General features: G+C 62.5%; 14 protein-coding genes. 6 read left to right on the forward strand and 8 right to left on the reverse strand.

Going from position 1 to position 18,666, the window contains the following annotated elements:
- Positions 1-16: 16 nt before the first annotated feature.
- The 5 genes from ABL914_RS04825 to smc all read left to right on the forward strand — a co-directional run bounded on the left by ABL914_RS04825 (position 17) and on the right by smc (position 6,276).
- Complete coding sequence (locus ABL914_RS04825; RefSeq protein ID WP_391562029.1) at positions 17-547, forward strand: DUF721 domain-containing protein; 531 nt, start codon at positions 17-19, stop codon at positions 545-547.
- A complete protein-coding gene (locus tag ABL914_RS04830) occupies positions 537-1,235 on the forward strand; it encodes a thioredoxin domain-containing protein (protein WP_391562030.1) in 699 nt (232 codons plus the stop codon). Before ABL914_RS04825 ends, ABL914_RS04830 begins: the two co-directional genes overlap by 11 nt.
- 3 nt (positions 1,236-1,238) lie before the next feature.
- Positions 1,239-1,946: a DsbA family protein gene (locus ABL914_RS04835; protein WP_391562031.1), complete on the forward strand. Its 708-nt coding sequence runs from the start codon at positions 1,239-1,241 to the stop codon at positions 1,944-1,946.
- Positions 1,947-2,061: 115 nt separating this feature from the next.
- The gene (locus tag ABL914_RS04840; protein WP_391562032.1) at positions 2,062-2,820 is read left to right on the forward strand and encodes a thioredoxin domain-containing protein; all 759 of its coding nucleotides are present in this window, start codon (positions 2,062-2,064) and stop codon (positions 2,818-2,820) included.
- 30 nt (positions 2,821-2,850) lie between these two features.
- The gene (gene smc, locus ABL914_RS04845; protein ID WP_391562033.1) at positions 2,851-6,276 is read left to right on the forward strand and encodes a chromosome segregation protein SMC; all 3,426 of its coding nucleotides are present in this window, start codon (positions 2,851-2,853) and stop codon (positions 6,274-6,276) included.
- A gap of 52 nt (positions 6,277-6,328) precedes the next feature.
- Here the strand turns inward: smc and soxR are convergent, their stop codons facing one another.
- The gene (soxR, locus tag ABL914_RS04850; RefSeq protein WP_391562034.1) at positions 6,329-6,769 is read right to left on the reverse strand and encodes a redox-sensitive transcriptional activator SoxR; all 441 of its coding nucleotides are present in this window, start codon (positions 6,767-6,769) and stop codon (positions 6,329-6,331) included.
- A gap of 109 nt (positions 6,770-6,878) precedes the next feature.
- Between soxR and ABL914_RS04855 the strand changes: the two genes are divergently transcribed.
- Positions 6,879-7,250 carry a VOC family protein gene (locus tag ABL914_RS04855; protein ID WP_391562035.1) on the forward strand — a complete coding sequence of 124 codons (372 nt, stop codon included), beginning with the start codon at positions 6,879-6,881 and terminating at the stop codon, positions 7,248-7,250.
- Positions 7,251-7,312: 62 nt separating this feature from the next.
- On the opposite strand, the gene trxA is transcribed toward ABL914_RS04855, so the two are convergent.
- From trxA to ABL914_RS04890, 7 genes are all read right to left on the reverse strand, one after another.
- Positions 7,313-7,633: a thioredoxin gene (gene trxA / locus ABL914_RS04860; protein ID WP_391562036.1), complete on the reverse strand. Its 321-nt coding sequence runs from the start codon at positions 7,631-7,633 to the stop codon at positions 7,313-7,315.
- A gap of 75 nt (positions 7,634-7,708) precedes the next feature.
- On the reverse strand, positions 7,709-11,191 hold the full coding sequence (addA, locus tag ABL914_RS04865; RefSeq protein WP_391562037.1) for a double-strand break repair helicase AddA: 3,483 nt from the start codon (positions 11,189-11,191) through the stop codon (positions 7,709-7,711).
- Entirely contained in the window at positions 11,188-14,175 is a 2,988-nt protein-coding gene (addB, locus tag ABL914_RS04870; RefSeq protein WP_391562038.1) for a double-strand break repair protein AddB, read from the reverse strand. The genes addA and addB overlap by 4 nt, the downstream gene beginning before the upstream one ends.
- Positions 14,168-14,857 (reverse strand): nucleotidyltransferase family protein, encoded by a 690-nt coding sequence (locus ABL914_RS04875; RefSeq protein ID WP_391562039.1) that lies wholly within the window; start codon positions 14,855-14,857, stop codon positions 14,168-14,170. Before ABL914_RS04875 ends, addB begins: the two co-directional genes overlap by 8 nt.
- Before the next feature lie 26 nt (positions 14,858-14,883).
- Complete coding sequence (locus ABL914_RS04880; RefSeq protein WP_391562040.1) at positions 14,884-15,867, reverse strand: aminoglycoside phosphotransferase family protein; 984 nt, start codon at positions 15,865-15,867, stop codon at positions 14,884-14,886.
- On the reverse strand, positions 15,864-16,307 hold the full coding sequence (gene tsaE / locus ABL914_RS04885) for a tRNA (adenosine(37)-N6)-threonylcarbamoyltransferase complex ATPase subunit type 1 TsaE (protein ID WP_391562041.1): 444 nt from the start codon (positions 16,305-16,307) through the stop codon (positions 15,864-15,866). The genes ABL914_RS04880 and tsaE overlap by 4 nt, the downstream gene beginning before the upstream one ends.
- A complete protein-coding gene (locus ABL914_RS04890; protein WP_391562042.1) occupies positions 16,304-18,661 on the reverse strand; it encodes a PAS-domain containing protein in 2,358 nt (785 codons plus the stop codon). Before ABL914_RS04890 ends, tsaE begins: the two co-directional genes overlap by 4 nt.
- Positions 18,662-18,666 lie beyond the last annotated feature (5 nt).

Raw genomic sequence — 18,666 nt, forward strand, 5'->3', positions numbered from 1 at the left:
CATTGCCTGCGGCGTAATGGAACGGGACAAAAAGCCAAGCAGCCCCAACAAGGCGCGCCAGTATGAGCGGCCACGGGGCATGGGTGCGCGCCAAATCTCGGAACTGATGCCAGAAGTGGGCCGCACCGCATTTCGCCGGTTCGGGTTCGTCCAATCAAGTGTGGTCACCCGTTGGCCCGAAATCGTGGGCCCGGCGCATGCCCGGGTTTGCATGCCAGAGGCGATCAGGTTTGCCCCGGGAGAGCGCAATGAGGGAATCTTGCAACTGGTTGTTGTGCCCGCCCATGCCCCGATAATCAGCCATGTGGTGCCTGAAATCATTGAACGAGTGAACCGCTTTTTCGGCTACAATGCGATATCGCGGGTCAAATTGCGGCAAGGTGCGGTTAAGCCGCCTGCTGGCAATGCCCGTCCCGCAGCTCCGCCTTCGCTTCGGCCGATCCCGCTCGAGCTTGGGGATAGCCTGCGCGATATTGGCGATCCGGAACTGCGTGCGGTGCTGGAATCGCTGGCCCGCAATCTGATCGACGTAAAGGATGAAGGCTGAAATGGCGCTGGGCCGGATTCACGCAATGCTGCTCGCTGGTGCCGCGTTGCTTTCAATCGGCGCCGCAGCTCCCAGGGGTATTGGCTGGAATTCGGTTATCAATCCGGGCGCCGATGGCAGCCATATTATGGGCAATCCCGATGCCAGGGTGCGGATCACCGAATATGTCAGTTACACCTGCAAGGCCTGCTCAGCCTTTGCGATCCAATCAGAAGGTCCGCTGCGGATCGGTTACATCAGCTCGGGCAAAGTGTCGTTCGAGGTGCGCCATGTGCTGCAGGGCCCGATTGATCTGACCATCGCGATGCTGGCTGAATGCGGACCAAAGGACCGCTTCTTCATGCGCCATACCGGGTTTCTGCGGCGCCAGGCCAGCTGGATCAAACCCTTGGCGACCGCTTCTGCCTTACAGAAGCAGCGCTGGCAGTATGGCACGCTGGCGCAGCGCAACCGCGCGGTGGCCCGTGATTTTGGGCTGTATGATCTGCTGGAAGGCATGGGGACCGATCGCAGCGTAACCGATCGCTGCCTGACTGACGCAGCCATGGCCGAACGGATCACCGCCCAATCAAACGCCAGCAAGGCGCTGAACATTACCGACCAGCCAGGGCTGGCGATCAACGAAGCCTTGCTGGGCGGCGTTACTACCTGGGCGGCGCTGCGTCCGCATATCGACAAGAGACTGTAGATCATGAAAAAACTGGTTTCCGCTATCACCCTTGGCCTGGCAATTGCAGGGGTTTCTGCCGCACTTGAAGCCAAGCCGGCCAGCCGAACTGCGGCGCGCGATTGGCAGAGCACCATCCGCGTAACGCCCGAAGGCAACGCGGTGATGGGCAATCCAGCTGCGCCGATCAAACTGGTCGAATTCGTATCCTTCACCTGCGATCATTGCGCCCACTTTACCGAGGAATCGAACCAGCGCCTGCGCGGTGATCTGGTTCGGCGCGGGCAGGTTTCGGTTGAGCTGCGCCCGATCGTGTTTGAAAATCAGCCGTTCGGGCTGGTTGCCGCGCTGCTGGCCCAGTGTGGCCAGCCGGCCCGCTGGTTTGGCAATGGCGATGCCATTCTGGCAGCCCAGCAGCAATGGATTCCCAAAGTGCTCGATCCGGCGCTCCAACAGCGCTGGAATGCGCTGCCTGCCAATCAGTATGCCCTAGCTATGGCCCGTGACATCGGCTTTTACCCGATCATGCAAAGCCGCGGCTATACTGCCGCCCAGATTGATGCCTGCCTGACCGATCCGGCCCGCCAGGCCGCGATCCTCAAAACCACCAACCACGCATTCCAGGTCATCGGAATTTCCGGAACACCCAGCTTCATGATCAACGATTCGCTGCTGTCGATGTACGATTGGCCCAATCTTGATCTCTTGATCGATTCCATGCTTCCGCAATAATATCGCCGATACCGATTCACCTGTGGAGAAGCATGAAGCCACCACCTGTCTTGCTTCTTCAGTGGCCCGATCCGGGCTAGTTTTTACGACTCGCAATGCAAGGAACGCCATAGTGATGCGCAATATCTCCTCCCGCCACCTGTTGCTCGCCTTTGCCGCCGCGCCGCTCGCGCTGGGGCTGGCTGCTTGCGGCCCGTCCAAGGATGGACCCGGCGCCGGTGATCCGATTGCCAAAATTTCCGCGCCTGCTGGGCAAAAATGGGAAGATATGGTCAATCCCAGTGCCGATGGCGGCATGGTGATGGGTAATCCGCAGGCTCCGATCAAGCTGATTGAGTATGGTTCGCTTTCCTGCCCGCACTGCGCCAGTTTTGCGCAGGAAGGCATGCAGCCACTGATCAGCGATTACGTGGCATCGGGCCGGGTCAGTTATGAATTCCGCAGCTTTGCCATTCATCCGCAAGATATCCCGCTGACCGTGCTGGCGCGCTGCGGGCCGAAGGAAGCGTTTTTCCCGCTGGTTGAGCAGGTCTATACCAATTTTGACGCAATGAATGCGCCGCTTGGCGATCCAGCCGTCCAGGAAAAGGCTGCTGCGGCTTCAAAAGCACCTCCCGCTTCGCGATTTATTGCGCTGTCTGAGGCGCTTGGCTTTACCAGCTTCTTCTCAGCCCGCGGGATTTCGGCCGATCAAGCCAATGCCTGCCTTGCCAACCTTGCCACCGCAAAAGAAGTGGCTGAAAATGCGAAGAAGTATGGCGAACTTGGGGTAAGTTCCACGCCGACTTTCTTCATCAACGGCAGCCAACTACCCAGCGATGATGCGACCTGGGCCAAGGTTTCCGAAGCCCTGCGCCGCGCCGGCGCGCGCTAACCCAGCGCGCGGGGGGCCGGAACAAACCAGATGCGCATCAAGCGGCTCAAGCTCAGTGGTTTCAAAAGCTTTGTCGAGCCGGCTGAACTGCGCATCGAACCTGGACTGACCGGGGTTGTCGGCCCCAACGGCTGCGGCAAATCGAATCTGCTTGAAGCGATCCGCTGGGTAATGGGCGAATCGAGCGCCAAATCGATGCGGGGCGGCGGAATGGAAGACGTGATCTTCGCGGGCACCCAGCAGCGCCCGGCCCGCGATTTCGCCGAAGTGGTGCTGCATGTTGATGCCGGCGATAACGACAGCGAAATGGAAGTGGTGCGGCGGATCGAGCGCGGGGCCGGCAGCGCCTATCGCGTCAATGGCCGTGATGTTCGGGCCAAGGATGTCTCGTTGATCTTCGCCGATGCCGCCACCGGTGCGCACAGCCCAGCGCTGGTCAGCCAAGGCAAGATCGCTGCAGTGATCGCCGCCAAACCGGCCGAACGGCGCATGATGCTGGAGGAAGCGGCCGGGATTGCCGGGCTTCACGCCCGCCGCAAGGATGCCGAACAGAAACTGCGCGCGACAGAGGCCAACCTGGCCCGGCTTGAAGACCTGATGGGTCAACTCGATCAACAGATCGGATCCTTGCGCCGCCAGGCCCGCGCCGCTGATCGCTATAAGGCGCTGACCGACAAGATCCGGATCGCCGAAGCTCGGTTGGTGTTTGCCCGCTGGCGCGATGCCGCAGCGGCGGCAGACGCTGCCCGCAGCGAAGCCCAGGGGGCCGAGGCCCGGGTCAATGCTGCGCAGGTAGCCATGAAAGCCGCGCAGGACGCTCAGCACACCTTGGCTGGTGCCCTGGCCGAAGCCCGCGATGAATTGGCTGACCGGCGCGATGATTGCACCGCGCACGGCCACCGCATGGCCCAGCTTACCAGCCAGCTTGGATCGGCGGAAGAGCGGTTGGCGGATCTTGATCGCCAGCACCAGCGGCTTGAGGAAGATCGCGGCGATGCTGACCGTCTGACAAAGGACGCAGCCACGGCGCTGGCCAAACTGGAACGTGATTGCAGCGATGGTGAAGCGGCGCTGGAAGCCGACGAACGCCGCCGCCCGCTGATCGCTGCGGCGCTTGATGATGCAGATCGCGCGCTGCGCGGGGCCGAACTGGCGCTGGCCAAGGCAACCGCCGATCAGGCCGGGGTCGAAGCCGAATGGCGCGTTGCCGATGCAGAGCTGAACGCGGCCCAGCAGCGCGTGACCCGCCTTGGTGCGGAGCAACGTCGCCAAGACGAATTGCGCGCCGTGCTGGAGCGCGAAGGCGATCCAGCCGCAGCGCTGACCGCAGCGCAAACTGCGATTGAGCGCGCCGCCAGCGATCTTGGCCAGGCCCGCGGTGCGCTGAATGCCCAGCAAGCCCGCAAGGCACAGTTGCAGGAAGCCCGCGATGCCGCCGGTTCTGCCTTCGCTTTGGCCAAGGCCGATCTTGCCGGGATTGAGCGCGAATTTGGCGCCTTGCTGCGCGACCGGGAAGCACGAGCCAGGCAGGCCGGATCAAAGCACGGCCGCCCGGCGCTGGATACGGTGCGCGCCGCGCCGGGATTTGAACGCGCGCTGGCCGCTGTGCTGGGCCGCGATGCCAAGGCCCCGCTGGGGCAGGCACCAGCAGGTGAGGATGGCCGGTTCTGGACCGGTGCCAGCGCACCTTTTGCCGTACCTGAAAGCCTGGCCAGGCACGTCACCCAGTGCCCCGATGAATTGAAGGCTCGGTTGGCCCTGGTCCATGTGGCCGATGCCGATGATGCCCGCGCGCTGGGCCCGGGCGAATGGCTGGTGACCAAGGGCGGCCGGATCCGCCGCTGGGACGGGTTCATTTCGCAAGGCGAAGGCGCTGCAGAAGCCGCCCGGCTTGAGGCTGAGAACCGGTTCATGGCACTTGAGGCAGAACTTCCCGGCAAACGCGGCCTGGCGGCAGAGGCCGAAGCTGTGGCTGCGCAAATCCAGACCGAACTTTCAAGCCTGCAGACCGTGCTGATCGGCAGCGAACGCAGCGTTGCGGCGGCTTCAGAGGCAGAACGCAGCGCGCTGAGGGCATTCGATTCTGCCGAATCCGCCAAAATTCGGATCGAACAGCGCCGCGCTGAATTGGCCAAAGCGGCGGACGATCTGGCCCAGCAAGTAGAACAGGCTGCGGCCGAAAGCGATGCAGCCATGGCCCGCCGCAGTGAACTGCCCGATCCCGCAAGCGGCCGGGTGCAGCTTGCCGCCGCCCAGGCCCGCCATGATGCCGCGCGCCAAGGTCTGCAATCGGCCACCGCCAGACTTGCCGCGCACGATCAAGCAATCGCCGTCGCGCGCGAACGCACCATTGCCCTGCGCGGCGATATCAGGGGCTGGCAAGCCCGCGCTGGTGATGCCGCCAGCCGCCTTGCCGGGATGGAGCGCCGCTTTGCCGAAGTGGCAGAGGAACGCGCGGTGATTGCCGCCAAACCGGCCGGATTGATCCGTGAGATCGAAGCGGGCGACGCCGTGCGCACCAGGTTGACCGCCGAACTGGTTGTAGCCGAAACCAAGGTGGCCGAAGTTGCCGAAGCGGCCCGCCACGCCGATGCAGCATTCGCTGCAGCCAACGAAGCACTGAGCCTGGCCCGCGAAAGCCGTGCCGGGGCTGCGGCCCGGGCCGAGAACGAAGAGGCGCGCCGCCAGGAGATGGCCGGAATTTCGGGTGAGCGCTTTCAATGCCCGCCCCCACTGTTGCCCGAACGCTTCGCATTCCTTGCTGATGGTGTTGCCGGTTCAGGCAGCGAAAGCGCCGATCATGACAAATTGGTGGCTGACCGCGAACGGCTCGGCCCGGTCAATCTGATCGCCGCCGACGAACTGGCCGAAGCCGAAGGCAGGCACGGCGCAAGCCTGGCCGAACAGGCCGAACTGCACGAAGCCGTCAGCCGCCTGCGCGGTTCGATCGGCAACCTAAACCGTGAAGGCCGTGAGCGGCTGCGCGCCGCATTCGAAGCGGTCGATGTTCACTTTCGCCGCCTGTTCAGCCGCCTGTTCGAAGGCGGGCAGGCTCACCTTGCGCTGGTCGATAGCGACGATCCGCTTGAAGCGGGCCTTGAAATCTATGCCCAGCCGCCAGGCAAGCGGCTGCAATCGTTGACCTTGCTGTCTGGCGGGGAACAGGCATTAACCGCCGTTGCGCTGATTTTCGCACTGTTCCTGACCAATCCGGCGCCGATCTGCGTGCTCGACGAAGTTGATGCGCCATTGGATGATGCCAATATCGAACGCTTTTGCGATCTGCTCGATGCGATGGTTGGTGAAACCGATACCCGCTATCTGATCGTCACCCACAACGCCGTAACGATGAGCCGGATGCACCGCCTGTTCGGGGTGACGATGGTTGAGCGCGGGATTTCACGGCTGGTCAGCGTTGATCTTGAAGGTGCAGAGGATCTGCTGGCGGCAGAGTGATGGTGGGCGTTGCATTGGCTTTGATCGGTTAAGCTGCCCAATTAGGCATCACTTAACCCAGCACATACCGCGGCCCCGGCCCCGCCGCCCCGGCCCGGTCCTCTCGGTTGTAGAGTTGGCAGCGCTGCAAGCTGAGACATCCACAGCCGATGCATTCATCCAGCTTTGAACGGGTGCGGTTGAGCAGTGCGATCTTCGCGTCGATCTCTTTGCGCAAGGAACGGCTGATCTTCTGCCAATCGTTGATCGTAGGGGTGCGGCCCTGGGGCAGCTTTGAAAGCTCAGTTTCAATCTCTGTCAGACCCAGTCCCAATTTTTGGGCGATCAGGATGAAGCTGAGGCGCCGGATATCGCTGCGCAGGAAGCGGCGCTGGTTGCCGCTGGTGCGCAGCGCTTGGACCAGCCCCTTGTCCTCATAGAACCGGATCGCCGAAACGGCCAGGCCGGTGCGCCGGGCCAGTTCACCGATCGGGAGCAGATCGTTGCGATCCATCGCGCGACTCCAAAAAAAATTGCTTGACCTCAAGTTAACTTGAGGTTGCACAAAGGTAAAGCGTATTGATTCGTTTGCGCGGTAAACTTTTGAATAAAGGATATATATCATGCCAACGGGCTTTCTTGAGCACGCCAATATCACCGTCAGCAATCCGGATCGCCTGTCTGCGCTGCTGCAAAATTTGTGCGGTTGGCACGAGCGCTGGCGCGGCCCATCGCAGTTGGGCGGGTGGACCATCCATGTCGGCAATGACCGTGACTATCTGGCGCTCTACACCCATTCGAGCCCGGTTCCGCGCTATACCAAAGGCCAGCCGCTCAACCATGTTGCTCTGGTGGTCGATGATCTCGATGGGGCCGAAGCCGTGATAAAAGATGCCGGGCTGATCGCGTTCAACCACGGTGACTATGAACCCGGGCGGCGATTCTATTTTTACGATTGGGACGGGATTGAATTCGAAGTGGTCAGCTATGACTAGGACCTATGGGCCGCACCCGCAGTGGTGCAGGAATGCGGCCCATACTTTGCGGTGGATGATCGCTAAAGCACCGATTCCAGCCAACCCTTGAGCTGGCTCTTGGGGGCGGCACCCAGTTTTTGCGCAACCGGTTCACCGTTCTTGAACAACACCATCAGCGGGATCGACTGCACGCCGTACTTGGCTGGAGTATCAGTGCTTTCCATGATGTCCATCTTGACGATCTGCACCTGCTCACCCAGTTCCTCGCTGATTTCTTCCAGCGCCGGGGCGATCATTTTGCAAGGACCGCACCAATCAGCCCAGAAATCGACCAGAACGGGTTTGTCATTGCCCAATACGTCGGCGGCGAAAGTAGCATCGGTAACGGCTTTGGTGGCCATGGGAAATCTCCTGTAATAGTCTTGCGCCCAATCTAGGCACGATCAGAGCGAAGGCAACGCCCGTTGCAAAAAGCTTTAATGTGCAAGCTCCAATGCCTGCTTGTGGGCTTGCAGCAAAGCCGCTGGAATCTCCATCAGACGGGGCACCTCGGTATAGAGCAGCGCCACCTCAATCGTGCGGCCCGGATAGGCCACTTCCAATGCCGCGCAGTAAGCCGCCATCTGCCGCAAGATCGCCACCGGCACTTCATCAAGACTGGTCGGCGGGCGGCGACTGGTCTTGAAATCAACCAGACGGATAGTGTCCGCCCCCACCACCAGCCGATCAATTGTTCCTGCAACCACTTGTCCGCCAACGGTTGCAGCGATCGGCACTTCGGCCAGCGCACCGGGCGAAAACAGATCGCCCCAGCCCTTGTGATCCAAAACTTTCAGTGCGGCATCAACCAGTTCGGCCCGCGCCGGGGCGTCAAGATCGGCTGCGCAGCGCGCCAACCAGGCCTGCGCCGCGGCCTTGCGCGAAAGCCCTTCAACATCAGGCAAGCGTTCAAGCAGCCGGTGCAGCAGCACCCCGCGCCGCGCCGCCGCGCCGCCTGCGCCCGGTGGATAGGGCGGATCAGCTGCGCTATCCTCACCCAACGCGCTGGGCGCAAGCGGCCGCGGCGGGCGCGGTTCAGCCGCAACCGGCTGTTCGATCCACGGCGGCAGCAGCGCCAGTTGATCGCCCACAGCCTGTGCCGCCGGCACCGCCAGCTGCGGGCCTTCACCGTGCTCCAGCCGCTTGCCCCAGATCGGATCGCCTGCGATCCATTCTTCTTCAAGGAACAGCCCCTGCAGCCGTGCATACCAGCTGTCTTCGGCCGGAGCCTGTTCCTTTGGCCCCAGAGAGCCGGTGACGAACAGCGCCTCTTCGGCCCGGGTCATCGCCACATACAGCAGACGCCAATGCTCTTGCCGCTCCTCGATCTTCACGCGTTGGCGGGCCGCAGCGATCGGGCCCAGTTGCTCATCTTTGCGCAGCATCGGAAGCGGAATGGTTCGCGGCGCATCTGGGGGACTTACAGGATCGAGCAGTTCGATCCCGCTGGCGCGCGCCTTTTCGGGATTGTCCGCCGCATCGGCCAGGATCACGATCGGGGCTTGCAGCCCTTTTGAACCATGCACGGTCATCACCCTAACCTGATCCCCGGCATTTCCGGCTTCGCGCTTAAGCTCGCCTTCCCCGGCATCGAACCAGCGGATGAAAGTGTGGAGACTGGCGACTTCACCGGCTGCAAACTGGCTGGCGGCGTTGAGCAGTTCGCTGATCGGATCGTTTGCCTCACCCCCCAGCCGCCCGACGAGGCGCTGGCGGCCTTGCCAGGGCCCGGTCAGCAGCCAGTGCAGCAAGGCCTGCGGCATTTCGAAATCCGCCCGGCGCAACAGTTCAAATAATTGCGCCATCGCCGGATCCACCCCGCCGCCGCGCTGCCGGCGCAGATGCTCCCACAAGCGGGTCTTCTCTGGCCGGTAGCCAAATTGCAGCAATTGCTCCTGGCTCCAGCCAATCAAAGGAGATGTCAACAGGCACGCTAGATTGAGATCATCAAGCGGTTGAGCGGCAAACCGCAGCGCCGCCATCAGATCGCGCACGGCCAGTGGCGCAGCCAGCCGCAGCCGGTCCACCCCGGCCACCGGAACCTTGGCGGCATAAAGCCTGGCCACGATCAGGCCCGCCAGTTCTTTGCGCTTGCGCACCAGCACCATCACATCGCCGGGCTTTGCCCGGCGCGCGATGCCATCCTTTTCACCCTTTACCAGCGGAAAGCCCTGATCCATCCACAGCTGGATCTGGCACGCAATCCGGTCTGCCAACTGGCGATCCGCGCGATCAAGCCAGCTTTCCGCGCCTTCATCATCGACTTCCCCGTCATCATCGGCGGCGCTAATGGTTTTGACGACATCCCACAGCACAACCTGCCCGGGGCGCTCTTCACCAATGTGGGGAACGGGCTCCTTGTCGAGCCCGAAATTTTCAAAGCCGATCGCGCCGATTGCCTTGTCAACGAATTCCATCACCGGCCAGGCCGTGCGAAAACTGGTGCCAAGCCCCAGTTCCTGCAAACGCCGGTCGGGCAGGTAGGATCGCAGTGCCGTGACATTGCTGGAATAGCGATCCAGCTGGCCCTTTACCCGCTGCTGTGCATCCTTGAAATTCTTTGGACTGGTGCCCTGAAAACGGAAAATGGCCTGCTTGTAATCGCCCACTACGAACAGCGTGCGCAGCTTATCGTCATGCGCACCAAGCCCGGTGAAGAAATCGCCGGTCAAGGCTTCGATGATGCTCCACTGCGATGCGTTGGTATCCTGCGCCTCATCCACCAGCACGTGATCAAAGCGGCGATCCAGCTTGTAGCGGATCCAGTCAGACAGGTCACTGCGGCCCAGCAGCCGGGCCGCCTCGCGGATCTGATCGTCAAAATCAATCAACCCGGCGTGGGCCTTCGCCGCATCCCACAACACAGAGAATTTGCGCCCAAGCTCAAGCGCAGGAGTGAGCCATTTGGCCAGATCAAGCAATGTCCGGCGCTCTCGCACGGCCAACAGCGATTGCCGCACCGCTTCACCCGCTACGGCAAAATGCTCTTCAAATTTAACAAGATATCGCAGGTTCTTGAGATTTTCGTCCTTCTGGGTGAACAGCTCTCCCCATAAAGCATCGGCCTGATCAGCGCGGGTTTGCGGCCCCGCGGCAAGCCATCCCGCAATGACATCGCGTGGGGCATCGGCGCTGGCGGCCGACCATTGGCGATAGGCGGCCAGCAAGCACTGCAGCGCATCGAGATCGAACACATTGTCATCGCACAGCGCCGCCAGATCACTTTCGCTGGCGTCGCTTGGCAGACCCAGCAATTGTAGCACCCGCGATACCATCGGTGCTTGCCATCCGCCCGGCCCTTCCCACGCCTCACGCGCTTTGGCGCAGCGCAGCAGCCAGCCCTCCACCGCATCGGGGCCAAGCCGCACCGATAACGCTTCCAGCGCGCCAAGCGTGGCCGCATCATTGCTTGCCTCAGCCTCAACCAGCATCGCTGCCAGCACTTCGCGCAGCAGCAGATCACGTTCGCGATCTTCCATCGCCTTCGATCCGGGGATCAGCCCGGCCTCGTGCGGAAACGCCGCCAGAAGCCACTGCGCGAAGGCATGGATCGTATCGATCCGCAGCCCGCCGCCCGGACAATCGAGCACTTCTGCAAACAGCGTACGGGCATGCGCGCGGGTGGCCGGGCCATTGTCTGCGCCAATGAATTCAAGCTCTTTTCCCAGCTGCGTCTCTTCCAACCGCACCCAGCGCGCCAGCACGGTGTTTATCCGGCTGGCCATTTCGGTTGCCCCGGCTTTGGTGAAGGTCAGGCACAGGATTTGCCCAGGGCTGACATTATCCTGGAGGAGCAAGCGCAGCACCCGCGCTGACAAGACCTGGGTCTTGCCGGTTCCTGCTGAGGCGGAAAGCCACACCACTTCGCCCGGATCGACTGCGGCCATCTGGTTGCCCTTAAGGGGATGCAGCGCGCTCATTGATCCTGCTCCGCACGGGCCTGCCACTCGTCCAGCCGCATAAGCTGATCGTAATCGTTGTAACCGCCAAGATCAGGGTTGAGCCGCGCGGTGAAGGGCTTTTCGCCCAGAATGTAATCCTTCACCGCCCCGCGCAGAAAATCCTCGGTAACGACAAGGAAGTCTGCACGCGGGATACCGCTTTGCTTGCGGCCTTCCTTGACCGGCTCAAACACATAGCCAAACTGGTCCTTGCCCGCCTTCGATTTGGCCAGCGACCAATATTCGAAGTGCGCCGGTTCACCGGCCACGCCATCAAATCCACCATCACTGGCGATAAGGCCGATCGTGCCCAGCTGCAGAGCAAAACCTTGCTCAACCATTGTTCCGGATGGCGGCGCACCAGTCTTGTAATCGACAATCGCAAGGCTGCCATCGGCCAGCCGGTCGATCCGGTCAGCCCGGCCGTGAACCTTGACCCCAAGGTACTCCATCGCCCCTTTGGCTTCACTGGCCACTACTGTTCGCCCTTCGGCGCGCTGGATGATAATCTGGGCATCGATCCATTCGAGCGCCCTGGCCAGGCGCGGCCACCACAGGCTGCGAACCAGCGGGTGCGCGCGCATTTCCGCCAGTTCTTCGGCGGCGATGGCCAGCAGCTCGCCGCCTTGCCCTCCAGCCTTGTGCCATCGCTCCAGCACCTTGTGGACCACTTCGCCCTTCCACGCGGCGGTCGGCTCTGCATCCAGCGGATCGAGGCTTCGAAGCCGCAGGATCGCCTGAGCATAGAATTGGTAGGGATCGCCCCGCAGCCGATCGAGCGCTGTGACCGAGATGGGTACATCGCGCTGAGCCTTACTGGGCATCGGCTTGGGCTGAGAATAGGCCGGCGCTGCAACCCCGCGGTCAATTTCGCGCGCCAGCCGAACGGCTTCGCGCTCACGGTGGGCATCTGCCAGCTCGCCCAGCATCGCTTCAACCCGCAGCACAAACCGGCTGGGTATCACCGGCCCGGCCTCGTCGCGCATCGCCCAGCTAAGCACAACTTCGGGCGCGCCCAGCGCTCCGGCCAGATCGTGCGCAGCCAAGCCGATGCGGAACTCGCCCCCCGGCACCCCCAGCGCTCGCAGCACGGCCGGGGGCAGCAAGGGTTCGGGCGATGGGCTGGCCGGCCACGATCCTTCGGTAAGGCCGGCGCAGATCACCAGATCGGCACGGCTCATCCGGGCTTCAAGCAGGCCATAAATCGCCACGCGGGGATGCCCGCCCCATGGCGGTCGGACCGCTACCTGATCCATGGCATCGCGCAGCACCAAAGGCAGATCGACCGGGGCCAACACAGTTCCGACTGCTTGGGATGCAGCACGCAGTTCTTCGATCAACGCCGCCAGCGCGCGGCCATCAGCCCCGTTCCACAGGCCAGCACCGCACAACGCTTCTGCAGCAGCGGCAAGATCGCCCAGGGCAGTATCAAGCGGCACTGCGGCGGACCAATCCAGCAGCGGCGCCAGCACAGCCTCGATCCCGGCCCACCATTCGGCAATAGCGTCATGGCGCTGGGCCAGCTTGGCAATGGCTGCGCCCAGCGGTGCCAGGCCCGGCGCGCGGCGCGGTCCACGCAATTCAAGATCGAGCAGCCGGGCATTGTCCAGCCAATCCGCACGGCCCGCCCCGAACCCAGCCAAGGGATGGACCAGCATTGCCAGCAACGGCACCGGCGAAACCGCAGTGGCGATCACATCACCCAGCAACAGCACAAAGCGCCCCGCAGGGGTCTGCGCCAGCGGCTGACCTGCGGAATCGTCTGCCTCAACCCCCCAGCGCCGAAGATGCGCGACCACCCGGCCAGCCAGTCCGCGATCGGGCGTTATCAAGGCCACCCGCCGTTCGGGCACTTCCAGCGCAGCCCGGATCAGGATCGCGGCAGCCTGGGATTCCTCACCCGGATGCGCGCTTTCCATTAGCCTAACACCTGCAAGGCGGCGCTGCGCGGCGGGCAAGTTAACCCACCCAGCACTGGCAGCAGGCGGCAGAAACAGGTTTGAAATCGCACGGCTTCGCATCGGCGGGGCGGCGGCAAGGCCGGCCCGGTGCCATGGATCAATTTCGCCGCGCGCCACGCCCATCCGGCCCAGCAGCAGTTTCAAATGATACTGCGGATGGGTAACTGCATCACTATCGCCAAACGGTGCATCCGCTTCGCCCGCAGGATTACCGGCCCGGCCCAGTGCACCCCACACTGCGTCATCCAGCGTAAGATCAAGATCGGGCAGGATTACCGCGCAATCGGGCAGATCCGCCACCGTGCGCAGCAATTTGGCCAAGGCGGGCGAAGCGCTGGTGATCCCGGCGGCAACAATCGGATGCGGCGGCGGCGCGGCCTTCCAGGTCTTGGCCACATGTTCAAACAGCATATTGCGGCGGACCGGCGCATCCACTTCGCCGCTTAGCTCAAGCTCCTTCAGCCAACGGTCCTGAACCTTGATGAAAGTGCGCGCACTTTCCACCCAGTGGTGAGGCTGTTCGCAAATCTTGCCGATCATGGGTTCGCGCAGAATTGCAGCTGGATCGATCCCCTCGACCGCAAGCCGGTCCATCGTTTGGGCCATTTCGCGCGCCAGGCGCAACAGCCCTGGCAGCTTTGGCGCGTCCTTGCCCATTTCTGCATCAAGCAATTGTGCCAGGCGCAACCAACGCCGCATCGGATCAGCCGGCGGCGGCAGATCAGCACCCGCATCCAGCGGATCGAGCAATGGGCCCAGCGCCTCATCCAGATCAAGATCACCCACCAGCACCATTCGCGGCAACAGCATGCCGCCACCCGAAAGCCGCACAAAGGCCTCGGTCACGATCCGCTGGGCGCGGGCTGAGGGAAGCAGCAGCGTAAGCCGTGCAAGGCCCAGCTGCGGATCGGAATATCGCGGGATCAGCCCTGCCACCAACGCATCTGCAAACCCGCGGTGCGCGGCAACGGAATAGACGTGCGGCGGCCGGCGCTCAGCCACCGATGATCCTTGCTTCGGTCAACGCGATCGCTTCGGGATAACCGACATCAAACCAATCGCCATCGTGAGCCAGGCCAAAACAGCGGCCGTTGATAATCGCCCGATCCCAAAAGACGTTGGTGGAAAACACGGCGGACGGCGGATCGGTAACGACGTGCTTTGCCAGCATCTGGATCCCGGTCCAAACAAATGGACGCGGCCGCTTTGGCCCCTCACGCGACAGCCGATTATCATCATCAAGATCGAAATCGCCAGTACCCTGCGTGTTACCGGCCCGTTCATAAGGGACAACCAGCATCAGCACGTCCATTATGGCCGGATCCCACATCGCCGCCATCCGGTGCAGCGCGTGGACTTGGGTATCGGCAAACCAGTTGTCAGCGTTGATGCAGAAAAACGGATCGTCGGGGATCAGTGGCAGTGCCTGGATCAGCCCGCCCCCAGTATCGCGCAGCAGGGCGCGCTCGTCGGAAATCGCCACATCGAAATCGCCGGCACTGTCAGCCAGGTGCGCTTCGACCTGTTCGGCAAGGTAGTGCACGTTGACTACGATCCGCCCTATCCCGGCATCACGCAGCAGATCAAGGACATGGTCAAGCAGCTTGGTTCCAGCCACTTCGATCAAAGGCTTTGGCTTGTTCGCAGTAAGCGGCATCATCCGCGTGCCTTTTCCTGCGGCCATGATCATTGCCGTACCTGGCATACCAATCAAACCTGCCATTTGCCCCCGCTTGCGGCCCTTAGATCGGCCGGAACATTCGCCGCAAACCAGGCTGCCACCGGTTCGAGCGCGGGGTGAGTCAGATCGCGTTCAAGCTGGGCCCAGACCCGCGGGATCAGATCCAGATATCGGGGCTTGCCATCGCGCTTCCACAGCCGCACAAAAATGCCCACGATCTTGGCATTGCGCTGCGCTCCCAGCCGGGCATAATCGGCCAGAAAATGCTCTCCAGCGCCGGCCTGTTTGACGTAGTAATCAAACATTGCGGTTTCGAGCTCAGCTGAAACATCGCGCCGGGCATCTTGCAGCAGCGATACCAGATCATAGGCCGGATGCCCGTTCAGCGCGTCCTGAAAATCGAGCAGGCCCTGCTTTTCCGTGCTGCCCAGCAACATGATATTTTCCGCATGGTAATCGCGCAGCACGCAGACCCCCGGTCGCTGGCGCGGCAGCATTTGCGCCAGCACCGTTTCCCAGGCCTTGGTATAGCCATCGTGGTCAACGACCAGGCCATGCGCCGGACAATACCATTCCGTAAACAACCGCGCCTCACGCACATATTCGCTCATCGAATAATCCAGGAACGGTCCCGGCGGCAAACGATGCAGCACCGTCAAAGCATCGATCGCGGTGCGGTACACGGCTTCCTCATCAGCCGGCCAGGCATCGACATATTCGTGCATCCGCACATCGCCGAAATCTTCCAGCAAGACCCAGCCCTGCCCAGCATCCTGAGCCAGAATGCGCGGTGCGCGCAAACCGTTATCATCCAGCCACTTGCCAACCCGCAGGAACGGCGTGGGATCTTCCTGCGGCGGCGGGGCGTGCATCAGCATCGCCAGCTTCTCGCCCAGGCGGATCCGGAAATAGCGCCGGAACGAAGCATCACCAGCCAACGGCTCAACCGCAGCACCAGCCCAGCCTGAACCAGCAAGAAAGGCCTCAAGGCCATCGGGTAAAATATCACTCATCGCCAGCGCCCTAGCCAATCTGTACCCGGTTCGACAATGGCAATCCGGCCCATTTCCGCAGCTTCCAACCGGATCGACAAACAACCAGGCTCTTGCGCAAAACCGCCAGCCTGTTCTGGCCACTCGGCAATCAGCGCTGCGCCTTCGCGGTAATCGTCTAGTCCCAGCTCTTCGGCTTCCACCGGCTGTTTCAACCGATAGAAATCGGCATGAACCAGTGCCAGGCGCAGCGCAGGCGGATCATAGGTTTCGATGATCGCAAAACTGGGCGATGGCACTTCGCCATCATAGCCCAGCGCGGCAATAATCGCACGGGCCAGCGTGGTCTTTCCTGCGCCTAGCCCGCCAGACAGCGCGATCACATCGCCGGGCCGAAGCAAATCGGCGATGCGCGCACCAAAATCGGCCATCGCGGCCAGATCGGGCAGCACAACCTTCACGGCAATTCGACGATCGCCGCAGTGCCCTGCCCAGGTTCAGAATGGAGTTCAAGCGCGCCGCCATGCGCCTCGATCAATTGCCGGGCCAGCGGCAGGCCCAGGCCCTGCCTGCGTTCCACCCCTTTGCCATCGGCGCTCATCTTGATCCCTTCAAGGGCGCGGGCCAGCGTGGCCGGATCCATCCCCGCGCCGTTATCGGATATTACCACCCGCGCCTTGCCCTTGTGGCCGCCCACTTCAACCAGCACGCGTCCACCGGGGGGAGTAGCCGAAATTGCATTGTCGATCAGATGGCCCAACGCGCGGCCCAGTCGGCGGCGATCGCCGGTCATCCGCCCGGCGCTTTTATCTCCGCGCAAATCGAGCGTCAGGCCAGCTTCGGCCAGACGAGCGGCACGATCATCGGCCAAGCCTTTGACCAATGGCAGCAGCTCGAACTCCTCACGCGCCAAGGGAAGCATCCCGGCCTCGCTTTGCGAAAGATCGAGAACAGATTCAATCTGTTCCCCAAGGCGTTCAACAGATTGCAGAATTGCTGAAACGTATTCACGCCCCGGCTGCGAAAGATCGCCACCCAGCCCAGCCTGCAACAGCTCTGCAAAGCCGCCAATCGAGGTTAGCGGGGTGCGGAACTCATAGCTCATGCTGGCCAGGAAACGGGTCTTCATCGCATCGGCTTCTTCCAATGCTGCGGCCCGTTGCTTCAGTGCTTCGGCAGCTTTTTCAGAGTCTGAAATGTCGAGCACTGTCAGCAGGCCGTTGCCATCGGGCAGCGGCACCCCGGCAAATTCCAGCGTCCGGCCATCGGCCAGCACCACCCGGCCGCCGGTCTGCTTGCGTTCAAGCGTAGCCCCGCGCACCGCATCACCCACCACTTTGACCCGCAGCGGCTTTGCCAGCCTTCGCGCGATCTGTTCGAGCAGCGATTCAATCCGCGGGTGCTGATCAAGGAAGGCATCATCCAGCCCCCAATCGGCCGCAAACCGCCGGTTCCACAATTGCAGGCGGCCATCAGGCGCAAACACCGCCACCGATTCAAACAGGCTGTCAAAAGTGGCGGTGCGGGTGCGCAGCAACGTATCGCGCGCGGCGGACAGCTGCAATTGCTCGGTCCGGTCTTCGGCAATCAGGGTAAGCCCGCCATCGGGTAGCGGCTGGGCGACCAATCGCAAATGCGTCCCATCGGCCAGCATCCACGATTCTTCTTGCGCACTGCCGGCGGTAAACCAATCCGCCCGTTCACGCCGCCAGGCCGGGAAATCGCGTGCTTCGGGGACTCGTCCGGCTTCGCGCGCGTGATCCAGCAGGCGCTCAAACGGCGGCGGATCCAGCATCATCGCCGGGCCAAGCTTGAACAGCCGCTGGAACGGGGCGTTGGCAAACGTCAGCTGGCGCTTGCGATCGAACTGCGCGACCCCGGCCGAAAGCTGGCTCAGCGTTGTCCGCTCGGCCTCACCAAACGCTTTGAGGCTGCGGGCCAGCTCTTCCATTTCCTCAACATCAACGGCGTATCCGGCGATCCCTTCCTGCCCCAGCGGCAAGTCCGAAACGCGCAAGGCCCGCCGGGCGCCATCAATAGTAGCCGATACCATGCGTTCGATCGGCAATTGCCGGCCCGCCGCCTGAACTGCGATCTGCCGCGCGGAAAGGCCATCGACGTTTTCGATCAGCTCGATCCCGTCAGCCACCACCTGGCGCGCATTTTCGCCGCCGATCGCCGTAACATAGGCCGTGTTGACCAGGCGCAACTCACCTTCTGGGCCGCGGAACCACATCGGCATCGGCGCAGCCTCGATCAGCCCGACCAACGCCGCAAAATCACCGCGTGCCTGCGCCGCTTCATCACGCAGCTGGACCAGTTCGCTTTCGCTGTCAGAAAAATCGAACACCCAGACCAGCGCTGCACCGCCGGGCGAAATCTGCGGATCGGCCAGGTGTCCGCGCAAAGCCAGGCTGCGGGTTGAACCGCGCGGTGTGACAACCATCCGAAACGGCGTGGCGGTGCGCTGGCAGCGGCGCACTTCCTCGCCCAGTTGCTCAACATTCTCACGCGTCAGCCCGCCGCCGCCGCCGTCGATCCGGCCGCCATCCAGTTCGGTCAGGAATTGCGGGACCGCATCCAGCCCAAGCCAGCCAGCCAGCCGCTGCGGCGCTTCGATCTTGCCATCGACCCGGACCAAAAGCGGCAAGGCGGGGCTTTCATCGACCATCCGGGCCAATCGCCGGGCCTGGCGCTGCCCGGCTTCGGCCTTGCGTTCACGGGTGCGAGCAGCGGCCAGTGCCCACAGCGCAGCCAGTGTCCAACCTGCCAGAAGCAGGCCCAGCAATGCCAACATGAGCGGGGTAAAAGTCATGGTTG

Source organism: Novosphingobium sp. (assembly GCF_040079535.1).
In the GTDB taxonomy this organism is placed as follows: domain Bacteria; phylum Pseudomonadota; class Alphaproteobacteria; order Sphingomonadales; family Sphingomonadaceae; genus Novosphingobium.